Origin of the sequence: Streptomyces sp. NPDC058758, assembly GCF_042746075.1 — a bacterium.
In the GTDB taxonomy this organism is placed as follows: domain Bacteria; phylum Actinomycetota; class Actinomycetes; order Streptomycetales; family Streptomycetaceae; genus Streptomyces.
This window is the reverse complement of sequence record NZ_JBHYPS010000066.1, coordinates 13,903-28,718: the sequence shown is the minus strand read 5'-3', so window position 1 is coordinate 28,718 and position 14,816 is coordinate 13,903. Positions and strand designations below refer to the sequence as shown.

The window sequence follows — 14,816 nt, the reverse complement described above, 5'->3', positions numbered from 1 at the left end:
GTCGCGGTGGCGTGGCTGATCTTGGTGACCGCGTGGGCCTCGCCCGCGGCGGTGAGGGCGCCGAAGCCGGGGGCGAAGAGGGCGCCGAGGACGAGTGCCAGTGCCGTCAGGGTGGACCGGATGCGCATGCTGGAGCTCCTTGTCGTGAGGGGCGGTGCGGTGCGGTCCCACCCGGGCGGAGGCCGCGCGGGCAGGACGGATCAGGGGATGCCGGACCCGGGGTGCGGGGCGGGCCGGGAGGCGCCGGTCAGGGGGCGGCAGGTCCGGGTCGGCAGGTTCGGATCAGTACGTGCAGCCCGAGTCCGGCAGCGTCCACGGAGACGGTGGGACGAGACCGTCGTACAGGGCGATCGGCATCCGCTGAGGGCAGACGGAATCACCCTGGCGGAAGACGCCGAAGTGCGGGTGCGGGCCCGTGGAGTTGCCGGTGTCGCCCGTGTGGGCGATCAGCCGGCCCGGGCGCCGAACCGAGCAGGTGCTGCCATGTGGTGGCACCCACCGTGGATCCTCCGGTCAGCCGGTGCTGCGCCTTGTAGTCCTCCACGGCGGTCGTCGTCGCCTGGCCGAAGACGCCGTCGGACGCGACGGTCCGGTGTCCGTGTCCGCGGAGCCGGAACCGGAGGGCCCGCACGGCGTCGGGCTGCGCGGAGCCGGGAGCGATGCTGATCACCAGCCTGCTCCAGGTCGCGGGGCCGACGATCCCGTCGGCGGAAAGTCCCCGGTCCTGCTGAAAGGCGATCACCGCGTTGCGCGTCCGGACGTCGAACTCGGCGTGGGCCGTGACGGCACCGCCGTGCTGGCGCAGCAGGAACTGCAGGCCGGCGACGTCGTTCCCGGCAGCCCCCTTCTGAAGCGGCGGCCAGGCGGGCAGGGCCGCGAGGGCCATGGTGACCGGGGTGCGGATGTTCCCGGGAGACGGGCGCGCCGCACGGGTCGTGGCGGAAGCAGGGGTCATGGGCGTCCTCTCCGTTCCTGTGGCTGCCGGCCTCGGTCGGCTCCTGCGGGGCCGGGGCGCGCGAGGGGTGACCTCCCCGAGCCTTTGCCGTGAGGACCGGCCCGCAGGCGTACGGTAGGAACGGACGGGCCCGTCCCGACATCGACGTCATGTCGATCCGTCCGTCGGCGGCCTGGACCGTTTAGCCCTTTGAGGGAAGCGCGTTCCCGTCCTTCCGCTGGTGGGCCGGGGGGCTGCCCACAGCCCGCGCCGTCAGCGCCAGCCACAGGTCGACCCGGTCCTCCGCCCGGTCCTGCTGCCGCCCCGTCAGCCGCGCCACCTTCTCGATGCGGTTCTGCACGGTGTGCCGGTGCAGGCCCAGGAGGGACGAGGTCTCCGCCCAGGAGCCGTTCGTCTCCAGCCACACCCGCAGGGTCTCGGTGAGTTCTCCGCCCGGGTCGGCGGCGTCGAGCGGGGCGAGGACGGTGTCGGCGAAGGCCGCGAGGGTCGCGGGGCTGCCCAGGCCGATCAGGAGCCTGACCGAACCCGCCTCGGAGGCGCTCACGGGCCGTCCCAGCTCGGTGCTGGAGGACAGCAGGGCGATCGCCTGCCGGAGCGAGAGCGCCGCGTGCTGCGGGGCGACGGCCGGCCCTATGCCCGCGGGAAGACCGGTGGCGAAGCGGCGGAGCACCGCTGAGGTGTCCACGTCCTCCGGCACGACCAGTTCGACCGTCTCCCCGGTCACGCGCGCGAGTCCTCCGGGCACCGCCAGGGCGAGGTCGGCCGCGAGGTCCACCGGTTCGCCGGTCGCGTGCACGGCTACGGCGCGGACGGACGCCGAGGAGACGTCGGCCGTCCGGAGCAGGGCCTTCGCCTGGTCGGCGGTGACATCGGGATGGAAGAGCCGGGCGAGAAGGGCCGCGCGGCGGCGGCGCTGCGGCTCGTCGGCCAGGTGGCGTCGCTCCAACTCGACGGAGAGCAGGGACACGAGGACGCTGATCAGCAGCCGGGCCTCCGGCGAGTCCGCGTCGAGCAGGACCAGGAAGCCGCGCAGCCGGGTCGTGCCGAGCGGCTGGACGACGAGCCTTCCGCACGGCAGGTCCGCGCCGCCGCTTCCCCGCAAGCCGTGCAGGGCGACGGTCTCCAGCACGGCGGCGGCGTTCGCCAGCAGCTCCGGCCCGTCGGTCCCCGCCGCGCCGAGGAGGCGGCCCGCCGCGTCGCACACCGCGACACCGGAGTCGACCGCCTGGTGCCAGGAGGACAGCAGGCCCGTCAGGCCGTCGCCGGACGCGGCCGCGGAGGACAGCCGGCGCTGGGTGCGCAGGGTCCGCTCCAGCAGCCGTCGCTCCTCGGACGCCCTGGCCACGAAGACGGCCTTGGTGATGGAGGCGAAGGAGACGGTCGGCGGAGCGGTGAGCAGGGGCAACCCGGCGTCCTCGGCATGTCTGCTCAGTGCTTCCGGAACGCTCCGCAGGGGCAGGCCCGGGCCCACTCCCACGATGAGGGCGGCGGCCTTGCCGGTGCTGAGGTCGTGCACGTACGCCGCGTAGCCGGGCTCGTCGCCCGTGAGCAACAGCCCGTTGGTCATGACGACTTCGGCGCCTTCCAGCCAGGCGGCGGGTCGGGTGTTCTCGGTCGCGTGCGCCGCCTCGACCACTCGGCCGAGACCCGTGCTGCCCGCCACGAGGGTGAGACGGAGCGAAGGGATGGCCAGCAGATCACGAACGGTGAGAGGCATGGGACGCATGGTCCATCACGGGGCAGCGCCTGTCGACCGTTCGTCCAGGACCCCGGATCGTCCGTGACGCCCCGAGCCGGCGGGGGAGGAACACGGCGACCGCCGTCCGCGGGCAGCGGCCGCCGCTGTGCACGCGGGTCAGGTCACGGGGTGCGAGAGCCTGCCCTGACGCTGGACGCGGTCGATGGCGGCCACCGCGTACCAGCAGTCTCCGGACGGGTCCTGTTCGACGTGCACGGCTTGCTTCCCGCCGGGAATCACGGCCACGAGGGAGGAGTTCCCGCCTTGCGGACGCCCGCCGGGGTCGCGGGGGAACCGGTGCACCGCGTAGCGGAACGGGACGTCCTTCCCGCCGCGGGTCCCGGCGGTGATGCGCAGGGTGACCTCGCCGGTCCCGATGTCCCGCCGTACCTCGACGGCGGGCCGTCGCGGAAGCGGGCCCCCGTCGAGCCGGGCCGGCAGGGGGCCGAGGACGGGCTGCTGCCAGTGGGCGAGCCGCATGGCGGCGAAGTCCCCCACGCGGTCCGCGCGGACGTCCTTGGCGCTGAAGAAGAGGTCCCCTCCCACCTCCGGGAGCGTCGCGTTGAGCGTGAGGTGGCGGGTCAGCTCCCTGCCGTCCTGCCACGGAGCGGGCTGCCCCGCCGCTCCCGACTTGTAGACCGCCTGCCCGATCCACAGCTCCGTGCCCGTGCCCCGGACGACGTCGGCCCACCACGGGGCCAGGACGGCGTAGTCGGCCACGGGCAACCCGATGTGCCAGTACACCTGGGGCGCGATGTAGTCGAGCCAGCCGCGCTCGACCCATCCGCGGGTGTCCGCGTGCAGGCCGTCGTACGACTGGAAGGCCGCGGTGTGCGAGCCGAGCGGGTCCGTCGTGGCGTTGCGCCAGACGCCGAACGGGCTGATTCCGAATAGTGCGTCCGGGCGCACGGCCCGTACGGCGTCCCGCATCTCCCGCACCATGAGGTCCACGTTGTGGCGGCGCCAGGCCGCCTTGTCCGCGTGGCCCGCGCCGTACGTCCGGAACGTGGCGTCGTCGGGGAAGTCGGAGCCCGCCACCGGATACGGATAGAAGTAGTCGTCGAAGTGCACGCCGTCGATGTCGTACCGTCGCACGGCGTCGAGCATGGCCTCCTGGCAGAAGCGGCGGGCGGCCGGCACCCCGGGGTCGTAGTAGAGCTTGCCGCCGTAGGAGACGGTCCACTCCGGATGGACCCGCGCCGGGTGCCCGGGCACCAGAGCGTTCGGGTCCGCCTGCATGGAGACGCGGTAGGGGTTGAACCAGGCGTGGAACGCGAGGCCCCGCTCGTGCGCCGCCTCGACCATGAAGCCGAGCGGGTCGTAGCCGGGATCCCGGCCCTGCGTGCCGGTGAGCCACTGGGACCAGGGTTCGAGGGGAGAGGGCCAGAACGCGTCGGCGGTGGGACGGACCTGTACGAAAAGGGAGTTGAAGCCCCGGGCGAGGGCCTCGTCCGCGAGCCGGATGAACTCCGCCCGCTGGGCGGCGGCGTCGAGGCCGGTGCGGCTGGGCCAGTCGATGTTGACGACGGACGCGATCCACACCCCGCGCATCTGCCGCCCGACGGGGTCGGCGGGGGGTGCCGCGGCCCGGGCCGGTGACGGCGCCAGCGCGGCGGCGCAGCCGGCCGCCGTGGCTGCGGCGAGGAGCGTGCGGCGGGGGATGGGGGACGAGGCCGGTGAACCGGTGGTGCGCATCGGGGTCATGGCTGCCTTCGCGGGCGAGGTGACGGGGGGACGGGGGCGCTGGAGCGCCCGACGGGCCGGGCGCGGTGCACGGAGCGGGCGTCGTGGGCCGTGGGGCGGGGTCGTGCGGCCGGGGGAGGGGCGAAGACCGGCCTTCGCGTAACGCACGTAACTCTGGATGCCTGGCGTCGCTGTATGTATCTTCTGTTTCGCACGCGTGAGGGCGGACGCGCCGGCGGCGCACAGGCGGCGCCGCTCCCCGCGTGCGCGGGTGCGAGAAGTCCTCCGTGCCGGGCGCACACGGCCGTCGGGAAGGAGCGGGCGATGGCCGAGGCGCCGCGTTCCATGCTCGTCCCGCCGTACCCGCGGCGGTAACGACTCGATGTCCACCCTCCCCCGCCGCGCGTGGACATTACGTCGGTCGTCCGCCCGTCGTCCCGATCCCTACCGTGTCGCCCCAGCCGCACCCCAAGAGCCGTCCGGCCTGCCGACCCCGACGGTTCTCCACCGGACCGCATTCCTGAAATGAGTACACCGCACCATGACTCCCAGCCGTTCCACCGCCCTCGCGGCAGCAGCCGTCCTCACCCTCGTCGCCTCCGCGACCGCCTGCGGTTCCGACGAGCCGACGAAGCCGAAGAACACGCCGGGCAGACCCGGTGGCGCCTACTCGGTGGCGCTCACGGAGCCCGACCACCTCCTTCCCGGCCGTACCACCAGCAGCTACTCCCTCCAGGTCCTGCAGGGGCTGTTCGACCCGCCCGCCGCGCTCGACCCCGAGGACGGCAGCGTGAAGCCGCTGGCCGCCGTCTCCTGGTCCACCACCGACAACATCGTGTGGACCATCAAGTTCCGCTCCGGCACCACCTTCCACAACGGCGAGAAGGTCACGGCGGCCAGCTTCGCCGACGCCTGGAACGCCGCCGCCTACGGACCCAACGCCTGGGACGCGAACTACTACTTCGCCCAGATCAAGGGATACGAGGCCCTCAACCCCTCCGACGAGGGCGCCAAGCCGTCCGCGCGGACCCTGTCCGGCCTGAAGGTGCTCGACGAGACGACCCTCCAGGTCACCCTGAAGGCACCCTTCGGACAGTTCCCCATGCTGTTGTCGTTCCCCGCCTTCGCCCCGCTTCCCAAGGCGGCCACGACGAACCCGGACGCCGCCGACGTCGCACCGATCGGCAACGGCCCCTACCGGATCGACGGCGCCTGGGAGCGCAACCAGGAGATCCGGCTGGCGAAGTTCACCGGCTACCGAGGCCCGCGCGAACCCATGGCCGACCGCGTCGACTTCAAGATCTACACCAGCCGCGAGACCGCCTTCACCGAACTCCAGGCCGGCAACGTCGACGTCCTGACGACCGTCCCCGCCGCCAACTCCGCCCAGGCCAAGCGGCTCTTCGGCGAGCGCTTCTCCGTCCGGCCCAGCGGAACCATGGACTACCTCGGCCTGCCCGTGAAGGACCCCCGGTTCGCCGACCCCCGCCTCCGCAAGGCCCTCTCCATGGCCATCGACCGCAAGGGCATCACCCAGGCCATCTACAACGGCGTCTACAAGCCCGCCACCTCGCTCGTCGGCGACATGATCCCCGGCCACCGGCCGGACGCCTGCGGCCGGACCTGCGCGTACGACCCCGCGGCCGCCAAGCAGCTCTTCGAGGCCGCCGGCGGCTTCGAGGGACCGCTCGAACTCCACTTCTCCAACGCGGACCCCACCTACGAGCAGTGGATGACCTCCGTCGCCAACCAGCTCAAGGACAACCTCGGCATCCAGGACGTGAAGTTCCGCAAGATGGCCCCCGCCGACCTCTCCGCCCTGCTCAACGGAGGGAAGAACAAGGGACCCTTCCGGCAGAACTGGGTGATCGACTACCCCAGCATCCAGAACTACCTCGACGGGCTCTACTACCCGGGCAACCGCTCGGGCTGGAGCAACAAGGAGTTCGACGCCCTCGTGGCCGAGGGCAACGCCGCCCAGGGCGCGGAGGCCGTCGCCTCGTACCAGAAGGCGGAGGACATAGCCCTGCGGGAACTGCCGTACATCCCGCTCTGGAACTGGCAGGACCAGTCGGCGTGGAGCGACCGGATCGACAACGTCATCATCGATCCCTACGCCGCCGGCCTGCACCTGGACCGCGTCACCGTCAGCGACTGACGCCGCAACCGACCCTCCGCGGAGCACCCCGTGCTCCGCACAGACCTACCCCTGGGGGCCGTCCGTCGTGTGGAGATTCGTCGCCCGTCGCCTGCTGCACGCCCTGCCCGTACTCCTCGGCACCACCTTCCTCATCTACACCCTCGTCTTCGTCCTGCCCGGCGACCCCATCCAGGGGCTCGCCGGTGACAAACCCGTGCCGCCGGCGGTCCTCGCCGAACTGCACGCCCGCTACCACCTCGACGACCCCCTGTGGGCGCAGTACGCGCACTACCTCACCGGCCTGCTGACCGGAGACCTCGGCACCACCTTCACCGGCCGCGACGTGTCCGAGCTGCTCGCCGACCGGTGGACCGTCACGCTGCAACTCGGCCTGACCGCCTGGGTCCTGGAGGTCGTCCTCGGCATGGCCCTCGGCGTCTGGGCCGGGCTCCGGAAGGGCAGGTGGGACGACAGCGCCGTCCTGTTCGGCACCACCCTCGTCATCTCCGTGCCGGTCTTCGTCGTCGGCTACCTGGCCCAGCTCGTCTTCGGCGTCCAGCTCGGCTGGCTGCCGGTGGCCGGAACCGAAGGCGGATGGCCGCTGGCCTACCTCCTGCCCGGCATGGTCCTCGCCTCCTTCGGCCTCGCCTACGTCGCCCGGCTCACGCGCAGTTCCCTCATCGAGAACCTGCGGGCCGACTACGTGCGCACCGCGCACTCCAAGGGGCTGAGCCGCCGCCGCGTCGTCGTCCGGCACACCCTGCGCAACTCCCTGATCCCCGTGGTCACCTTCCTCGGGCTGGAGCTCGGCGGTCTCATGGCCGGCGCGATCGTCACCGAGTACATCTTCAACCTGCCCGGAGTCGGCCAGCAGCTCTTCCAGTCCATCCAGCTCCGCGAAGGCCCCGTTGTCGTCGGCACCACGACGGCCCTCGTCCTCGTCTTCCTGCTCGCGAACCTGCTCGTGGACCTGCTCTACGGGCTGCTCGATCCGAGGATCCGCCATGACTGACACCACCAGGACCCTGGAAGCCGCGGGGGGAACCTCCGAGCGTCCCCCGGCACCCGACCCGTCCCGCCCGCCGTCCCGGGAGCGCGCGTCCCTCAGCAGGGACGCCTGGCTCGAACTGCGGGCGCGGCCCACCGTGTGGGCCGCGCTCGTCACCCTCCTGCTGATGACGGTGATGGCCCTCGCGCCCGGACTCCTCACCTCGCTGCTGACCGAAGGGGGAGACCGCTGCGACCTGGCCCACTCGAAACAAGGGCCCTCCGCGAGCCACCCCTTCGGATTCGACCTGCAGGGCTGCGACTATCTCGCCCAGGTCATCCGGGGCACCCGCCCCTCCCTGATCGCCGGCCTCGCCGTGACGGCCGCCTCCCTCCTGATCGCCGTCGTGCTCGGACTGCTGTGCGGCTTCTACGGAGGCTGGTTCGACGCCCTCGTCTCCCGGGTGACCGACGTCTTCTTCGGCCTCCCCTTCGTGCTCGGCGCCACCGTCATCCTCGTCGCCTTCCCCGACCACGGCCTCGGGGCCATGATCCTCGTCCTGACGGTGCTGGGCTGGACGACCATGACGCGCATCATGCGCTCCCAGGTCATCGCCCTGGCCGACGCCGACTACGTACGGGCCGCCCGCATGCTCGGAGCCCGCCCCGCCCGACTCATGGTGCGCCACATCCTCCCCAACGCGATCACTCCGGTCGTCGTCGTCGCCATGCTGAACGTCGGAGCGGTCATCTCGGGCGAAGCGACGCTCGACTTCCTGGGGGTGGGCCTCCAGTACCCCGAGGTCTCCTGGGGACTCCAGCTGAACGCGGCCCAGGCCTTCGTCCTCGACCACCCCCACCTCCTGGTCTTCCCCGCACTCTTCCTGTCGGCGACCGTCCTGAGCTTCATCCTCCTCGGCGATGCCGCCCGCGACGCCTTCGACCCCCGCCTGAAATGAGCGCCCATGTCCCACGCCGTACGCCCCCTCCTGGAGGTCGAGGACCTCTGCGTCGAGTTCCGCACCCGACGCGGCACGATCCGCGCGGTGAACGGACTCTCCTACACCCTGCGCGAAGGCGAGACCCTCGCCCTCCTCGGCGAGTCCGGCTCGGGCAAGTCCGTCGCGGCGCAGGCCGTGATGGGACTGCTCGACACCCCGCCGGCGCACATCACCCGCGGAGCCGTCCGGCTGCGCGGCGACGACCTGCTCGCGATGCCCCCGGAGCGCCACCGCGAGGTCCGCGGCACCCGCCTCTCCATGATCTTCCAGGACGCGCTCACCGCCCTCAACCCCGTGCTGTCGGTGGGCGACCAGCTCGCCGAGATGTACAGGGTGCACCAGGGCCTGGGGCGCAAGGCCGCCCTCGCACGCGCCGTCGCGCTCATGGACCGCGTCCGCATCCCGGCCGCCGCGCGCAGGGTCCACGACTACCCTCACCAGTTCTCCGGAGGCATGCGCCAGCGCGTCATGATCGCGATGGCGCTCGCCCTCGACCCGGAGGTCGTCATCGCGGACGAGCCCACCACCGCCCTCGACGTCACCGTCCAGGCCCAGATCATGCGCCTGCTCCGACAGCTCCAGGCCGAGACCCGCATGGGCCTGCTGCTGATCACCCACGACCTCGGCGTCGTCGCCGAGGCGGCCGACCGCATCACCGTCATGTACGCCGGCCGCACGGTGGAGTCCGCGAACGCGGAGGACCTCTACGCCCGGCCCGGCCACCCCTACACCCGGGGCCTCCTCGACTCCGTACCCCGCCTGGACCGCCTCGGCAAGCCGCTCGTCCCCATCACCGGCGCCCCGCCCCCGCCCTCCTCGGTCCCCACCGGGTGCGCCTTCCACCCCCGGTGCCCGCTGGCCCAACCGCGCTGCGGCACCGACGAGCCCTCCCTCCGGACGCTGACGTCCACGGCACACCGCAGCGCCTGCCACCTCGCCGAGGAGGTCCACCATGCCCCCGTCGGCTGAAACCGCTCCGCCGCTCCTCCAAGCCACCGCGCTCACCCGCCACTTCCCGGTCACCGAAGGAGCACTGCTCACACGCCGCACCGGGGCGGTCAGAGCGGTCGACGGCGTCGACCTGACCGTCCGGCGCGCCGAGACCCTCGGCATCGTGGGCGAATCGGGGTGCGGCAAATCGACGCTCGCCTCCCTGCTCATGGCGCTGGACCGCCCCACCTCGGGGACGGTGACGATCGACGGGCAGGACCCCTTCGCCCTCTCCGGCCCCGACCTGCGCGCGCTGCGCCGCCGCGTGCAGATGGTCCTGCAGGACCCTTACACCTCGCTCGACCCGAGGATGACGGCCGGACAGATCGTCGGGGAACCCTTCGTCATCCACCCCGGAACCGTCCCCCGGGCCGACCGCGCCGGCCGCGTCGCCGAACTCCTGGAGACCGTCGGCCTCGACCCCGCCCACCGCGACCGCTACCCGCACCAGTTCTCCGGCGGACAGCGCCAGCGCCTCGGCATCGCACGGGCCCTGGCACTGGGACCACGGCTCCTCCTGTGCGACGAGCCGGTGTCCGCCCTCGACGTCTCCGTCCAGGCGCAGATCCTCAACCTGCTCGACGACCTCCGCCGCGACCTGAGCCTCGCGTGCGTCTTCATCTCGCACGACCTCGCGGTCGTCCAGCACCTCTGCGACCGGATCGCGGTCATGTACCTCGGGAAGATCGTGGAGACCGGGACGCGCGAGCAGATCTGCACGAGCCCCCGCCACCCCTACACCCGCGCCCTCTTCGCCGCGGCGCCCGTACCGGACCCGAGGCGGCGCGCTCCCGACGACGCGCTCCTCCTCGAAGGCGACCTGCCGTCCCCGGCCGCGCCGCCGTCCGGGTGCCGCTTCCGGACGCGCTGCCCCTCTGCCCGCGAGCAGTGCCTGACGGAACCGGCACTGCGGGTACGGGACGGGGCCGACCACCCGACCGCCTGTCACTTCCCGGTGGAGACCACCGGACGAAGAACCCGCGCGTGACGACGAGACGGACGACGCGCAGACGGAGGACGGCCCCCGGAACGGCCCTGGCCGCCGCGCCGGCCGGGGTCCTCGCCACGGCGTCCGCCCAGGCCCGGACGCTCGACGACGGCCGCGCCCGGGCGGGAGCGCCGACCGGGTCCGAGTCCTTCCGCACCGCAGGCGAGCGCCGCCGCGTACCCGAGACCGTGCTCCTCGCGGTGTCGTGCCCGCAGAGCCGCCGGGACGACCGTCCAGCCCCTCGTGCCCCTGCGGCACACGCTGCGGCCCCGGGAGTCCCACGGCGTCGGCCGGACCGTCGACGGCGGCCACCACCCGCTCCAGGACCTTCGAACACGCCGGCCACACCGCGGTCCGCGGCGCGCCCGGCCACCACCGGGCGCGGTACGGCCACCGCGTCCCGTGCGTCAGGACGGACGACGTGGTCCTCCGGTCCAACGTCACGATGCCCCGCGTCGCGCACCGAACGCGGGACCCGGCCGAACCGGCCCGGGGCTCCTGAGCGGGAACCCCGGGCCGCTACCATGTGGGCCCCGTCCAGGCATCGGCGTCCGGCTGGGCCTTACCGGAGCTACGAGAGAGCGGCAGGAAGACCGTGACAGGCGAGAACCGAGGGCGAAGCGGCGACTCCTGCGAGCCGCGGGCGGTGCTGCACCGCTGGTCGGAAGCCTGCCACTTCACCGATGCCGTCTTCCGGGGCACGGCCTGGTCCGACGGGGCCCTGCGCCTGCGGAGCGTCGAGGCGCGCGAGACCTACGTCGATCACCACGGCCACGCCAGTCTGGAATGGGAGTACGCGACCTGCTCCACCGGCTGGCGCGACCTGCCCTTCTTCGCCGAGGAACTCATCCCGTCGTGGACGGCCCTCACCCCCTCCGGCACCCGGCTGATGGTGCGGCTGCGCGTCCGCGACGCGACGGGTGACACCTCGCCCTGGTACGTCATGGCGCACTGGGCCTCGGACGACGACGTGGTGCACCGCACCACCGTCCCCGGCCAGACCGGCCCGTTCGGGACCGCGGACGTCGACGTGTTCGTCGCGGCCCCCGGCAGGCCCGCCGCGGCGTACGAACTGGAAGTCCGGCTCGCGCGCACCCCGGGCGTCCCGCACGGCCCGGCCGTGCGCGCCCTGCACCTCGCCGCGTCGTCCACCCCTCCCGGCCACCGCCCGGCGGTGAGCGGCCCCGGCGGGGCCTGGGGCACGGTCCTCGACGTCCCGCGCCGCTCCCAGGAGGTGCACACCGGCCACAGCCCGCAGTGGGACGGGGGCGGGGAGGCCTGGTCGGCGCCCGCGTGCACCGCGATGCTCGTCGAGTACTTCGGCCACGGTCCGGACGTCGGCGAGATGACATGGATCGACCCCGCCGACACCGCCCCGCAGGTCGACTTCACCGCCCGCGCGGTCTACGACTACGCCTACAAGGGCTGCGGCAACTGGGCGTTCAACGCCGCCTACCCGGCCCGCTACGGGCTCGACGGGATGGTCACGCGGCTGCGCTCGCTGAGCGAGCTCGAACGCTTCATCCGGGCGGGCATCCCGATCGCCACGGCCCAGAGCTTCCGCATCGGCGAACTCGCGGGCGCCGGTTACTCACCCGCCGGAAGCATCAAGATCGTCTGCGGTTTCACCCCCGACGGCGACGTCGTCGTCAACGACCCGCTGTCGGCCACCGACGAGGAGGTACGGCGGACCTACCCGCGCGGCGAGTTCGAGCGCGTGTGGCTGGCAGCGTCCGGCGGCGGGGGAGTGGTCTACCTCCTTCACCCCGCAGGCCTTCCCCTCCCCCCGCACGTGCCCGGCCTCGATCCCAACTGGTAGCCCCGGCGGCGAGGCGGCCGCACGGCCCCGCCGCCCCGACCGCACGACGAAACGTCGATGCCCTCGTGGAGGAGCGGGACCTTTCGTTGATCGTGCGGCCCCGTGCCGACTCACTAGCGTGGAGCGCATGAGAACGGCTCCGCCCGCCTGACGCACGCCGGCCCGCGCCGCGCCGCCACCGACACCACCACCCCGGGGGACAGCGGCGGCCCCCTCCCCGGACGCACGACACGCCGCTGCGCACTGCCGGCCCCGACGACCGGCCGACACGCACACGGCGGCGCGTACGACAGCGCGCCCCGCGCACGGCACACCCACGGCTCGCGCCGCAGACCCCCTGCGCCACGCCCCGGGCACGGCGGAACGCCCTCCTCCCCTCCGCCGTCCTCCCGCTCACGCCCTGACGTCCCTCCGCACGCCACAAGGCGGTAACCCCATGAACCACGCCCCTCCCACCCGCAGCACCCCGACCGCGTTCCGGGCCTGGGACTCCGACATCAGCGCGGCGGACGTCGCCCGCCAGGACGGGACGCCGGGCTGGGTGTCCCTCGTCGGTGACGAGGTGTGGTGGGACGAACCGCGCCCCCACGAGGCCGGCCGCCGCTGCGTCGTGCGCGCGAAACCGGACGGTCGGATCGAGGACGTGCTGCCCCCGGGGTTCGACGCCCGCAACAGCCTGCACGAGTACGGCGGCAGGTCCTGGCGCCCCACCGGCACCGGCCTGGTGTTCACCCACTGGAACGACCAGCGCCTCCACCTCCACCACCCGGACACCCAGGACCCGCCCAGGCCCCTCACGCCCGCCCGCGGCAACGTCACCTACGGGGACCTCTACGTGCCGCCGTCGCGCGACGAGGTCTGGGCCGTCCGGGAGACCCGCCGCGACGGGGTGCGCGACGTCCAGCGCGCCCTCGTGGCGGTCTCGCTCCGCACAGGCGCCGAACGGACCGTCGCCGCCACCCACCACTTCATGACCTGCCCCCGCCTCTCCCCGGACGGCCGCCACCTGTCCTGGATCGGCTGGAACCATCCGGACATGCCGTGGGACGGCACCGAGCTGTGCGTCGCCCCGCTGCGGCAGGACGGCACCGCCGGCACCCACCGCGTGCGGGCGGGCGGCCCACGGGAATCGGTGGTCCAGGCCGAATGGAGGGACTCCCACAGCCTCTGGGCGGTCACCGACCCCGACGGGTGGTGGACGCTCCACCTCGTCCCCGCCCGCACGGGGCCCGCCCGCGCCGTCACGCACGCCGAGGAGGAGTTCGGCGGCGCGCTGTGGAAACCCGGCGCCACCTGGTTCGCCCCGCTCCCCGACGGCCGGGCCGTCGCCGTCCACGGCACGGGGGCCGGGCGCCGCGTCTCCGTCGTGGACCCCGCCGCCGGTCCCGGCCTGCCCGTCCTCACCGATCTCGGCCTGCCCTGCACCGACTTCGTCCACAGCATCGACGCCGACGCGCACCGCCTGGTCACCGCGGGGGCGAGCACCCTCCTGCCGTACAACGTCATCACCGCCGGCCTCCCCGCCCCCGGCGCTCCCGGCGCGCGCGACGCCCGCTTCCTCTCCACCTCCCGGGCCGAGCCGGTCGACCCCGCCTGGCTGCCCCGCCCCACCGCGAGGTCCTTCCCGCGTCCCGCCGCGACCCCGGCCGGCGACGCTCCCGGCCTCCCCGACGTCCCGGTGCACGCGCACACCTACCCGCCCGCCCATCCCCGTCGCGTCACGCCCGACGGGGAACGCCCGCCCTGGGTGCTCTTCGTCCACGGCGGCCCCACCGGCGACCACCCCATGGTGTACGACCTGGAGATCACCTACTTCACCAGCCGCGGCATCGGCGTCGCGACGGTCGACTACGGAGGCTCCGTCGGCTACGGCCGCGCCTACCGTGAGCGTCTGAACGGCGCCTGGGGCGTCGTCGACGTCGACGACTGCGTGACCGTCGCCCACGCCCTGGTGCGCGAAGGACTCGCCGACCCCGGCCGCCTCGCGATACGCGGCGGAAGCGCGGGCGGCTGGACCGCGCTCGCCGCCCTCACGCACACGGACGTCTTCGCCGGCGCGGTCTCCTTCTACGGCATCACCGACCCCGTCACCTGGGCCGCCACCACCCACGACTTCGAATCCCGCTACCTCGACCGGCTGATCGGCCCCCTGCCGGCCGCCGCCGCCCTGTACGCACAGCGCTCCCCGGTCCTGGCGGCGCCCCGCGCCAGCGGCCCCGCACTGCTGCTCCACGGCCTCGACGACGCCATCGTGGACCCCGCCCAGTCGGGCGCCATGGCCCGCGCCCTCCGGGAGGCCGGCCTGCCCCACGAGCACGTCGAGTTCTCCGGGGAACGCCACGGCTGGCGCCGCGCCGAGACGATCCGGGCGGCCCTCGACGCCGAGATCCGCTTCTACGAACGGATCTTCGGCCCTCCCCGCGTGCCCCCGGCCGGGACGACCGGCACCACGCCGCCCGCGGCCCCCGCCCCCCGGGCATGACGGCCGGGACCACGCCGGCCGCGGCCGCGGAAA

Annotated in this window: 10 protein-coding genes; 7 read left to right on the top strand and 3 right to left on the bottom strand. The window is 73.5% G+C overall.

Annotated elements, in window-relative coordinates; translation table 11 throughout:
• Nucleotides 1–376 precede the first annotated feature (376 nt).
• The 3 genes from ACFW6A_RS37665 to ACFW6A_RS37655 form a co-directional block, all read right to left on the bottom strand.
• Nucleotides 377–886 (bottom strand): peptidoglycan-binding protein, encoded by a 510-nt coding sequence (locus ACFW6A_RS37665; RefSeq protein WP_386646356.1) that lies wholly within the window; start codon nucleotides 884–886, stop codon nucleotides 377–379.
• Between the two features lie 250 nt (nucleotides 887–1,136).
• Nucleotides 1,137–2,672: a PucR family transcriptional regulator gene (locus ACFW6A_RS37660; RefSeq protein ID WP_386484509.1), complete on the bottom strand. Its 1,536-nt coding sequence runs from the start codon at nucleotides 2,670–2,672 to the stop codon at nucleotides 1,137–1,139.
• A gap of 138 nt (nucleotides 2,673–2,810) precedes the next feature.
• Entirely contained in the window at nucleotides 2,811–4,397 is a 1,587-nt protein-coding gene (locus tag ACFW6A_RS37655) for a glycoside hydrolase family 10 protein (RefSeq protein WP_386646353.1), read from the bottom strand.
• A gap of 520 nt (nucleotides 4,398–4,917) precedes the next feature.
• Here ACFW6A_RS37655 and ACFW6A_RS37650 point away from each other — a divergent pair.
• From ACFW6A_RS37650 to ACFW6A_RS37620, 7 genes are all read left to right on the top strand, one after another.
• On the top strand, nucleotides 4,918–6,534 hold the full coding sequence (locus ACFW6A_RS37650) for an ABC transporter substrate-binding protein (RefSeq protein ID WP_386646350.1): 1,617 nt from the start codon (nucleotides 4,918–4,920) through the stop codon (nucleotides 6,532–6,534).
• A gap of 67 nt (nucleotides 6,535–6,601) precedes the next feature.
• Nucleotides 6,602–7,528 carry an ABC transporter permease gene (locus ACFW6A_RS37645; RefSeq protein ID WP_351854097.1) on the top strand — a complete coding sequence of 309 codons (927 nt, stop codon included), beginning with the start codon at nucleotides 6,602–6,604 and terminating at the stop codon, nucleotides 7,526–7,528.
• Nucleotides 7,521–8,462 carry an ABC transporter permease gene (locus ACFW6A_RS37640; protein ID WP_351854099.1) on the top strand — a complete coding sequence of 314 codons (942 nt, stop codon included), beginning with the start codon at nucleotides 7,521–7,523 and terminating at the stop codon, nucleotides 8,460–8,462. Before ACFW6A_RS37645 ends, ACFW6A_RS37640 begins: the two co-directional genes overlap by 8 nt.
• A 6-nt stretch (nucleotides 8,463–8,468) precedes the next feature.
• Nucleotides 8,469–9,473 carry an ABC transporter ATP-binding protein gene (locus ACFW6A_RS37635; RefSeq protein WP_386483453.1) on the top strand — a complete coding sequence of 335 codons (1,005 nt, stop codon included), beginning with the start codon at nucleotides 8,469–8,471 and terminating at the stop codon, nucleotides 9,471–9,473.
• On the top strand, nucleotides 9,457–10,482 hold the full coding sequence (locus ACFW6A_RS37630; RefSeq protein ID WP_351854105.1) for an oligopeptide/dipeptide ABC transporter ATP-binding protein: 1,026 nt from the start codon (nucleotides 9,457–9,459) through the stop codon (nucleotides 10,480–10,482). Before ACFW6A_RS37635 ends, ACFW6A_RS37630 begins: the two co-directional genes overlap by 17 nt.
• A 595-nt stretch (nucleotides 10,483–11,077) precedes the next feature.
• Nucleotides 11,078–12,301, top strand: a complete 1,224-nt coding sequence (locus ACFW6A_RS37625) for a C39 family peptidase (protein ID WP_351854108.1) — start codon at nucleotides 11,078–11,080, stop codon at nucleotides 12,299–12,301.
• A gap of 436 nt (nucleotides 12,302–12,737) precedes the next feature.
• A complete protein-coding gene (locus tag ACFW6A_RS37620) occupies nucleotides 12,738–14,783 on the top strand; it encodes a prolyl oligopeptidase family serine peptidase (protein ID WP_386646344.1) in 2,046 nt (681 codons plus the stop codon).
• The last annotated feature ends 33 nt before the right edge of the window (nucleotides 14,784–14,816 follow it).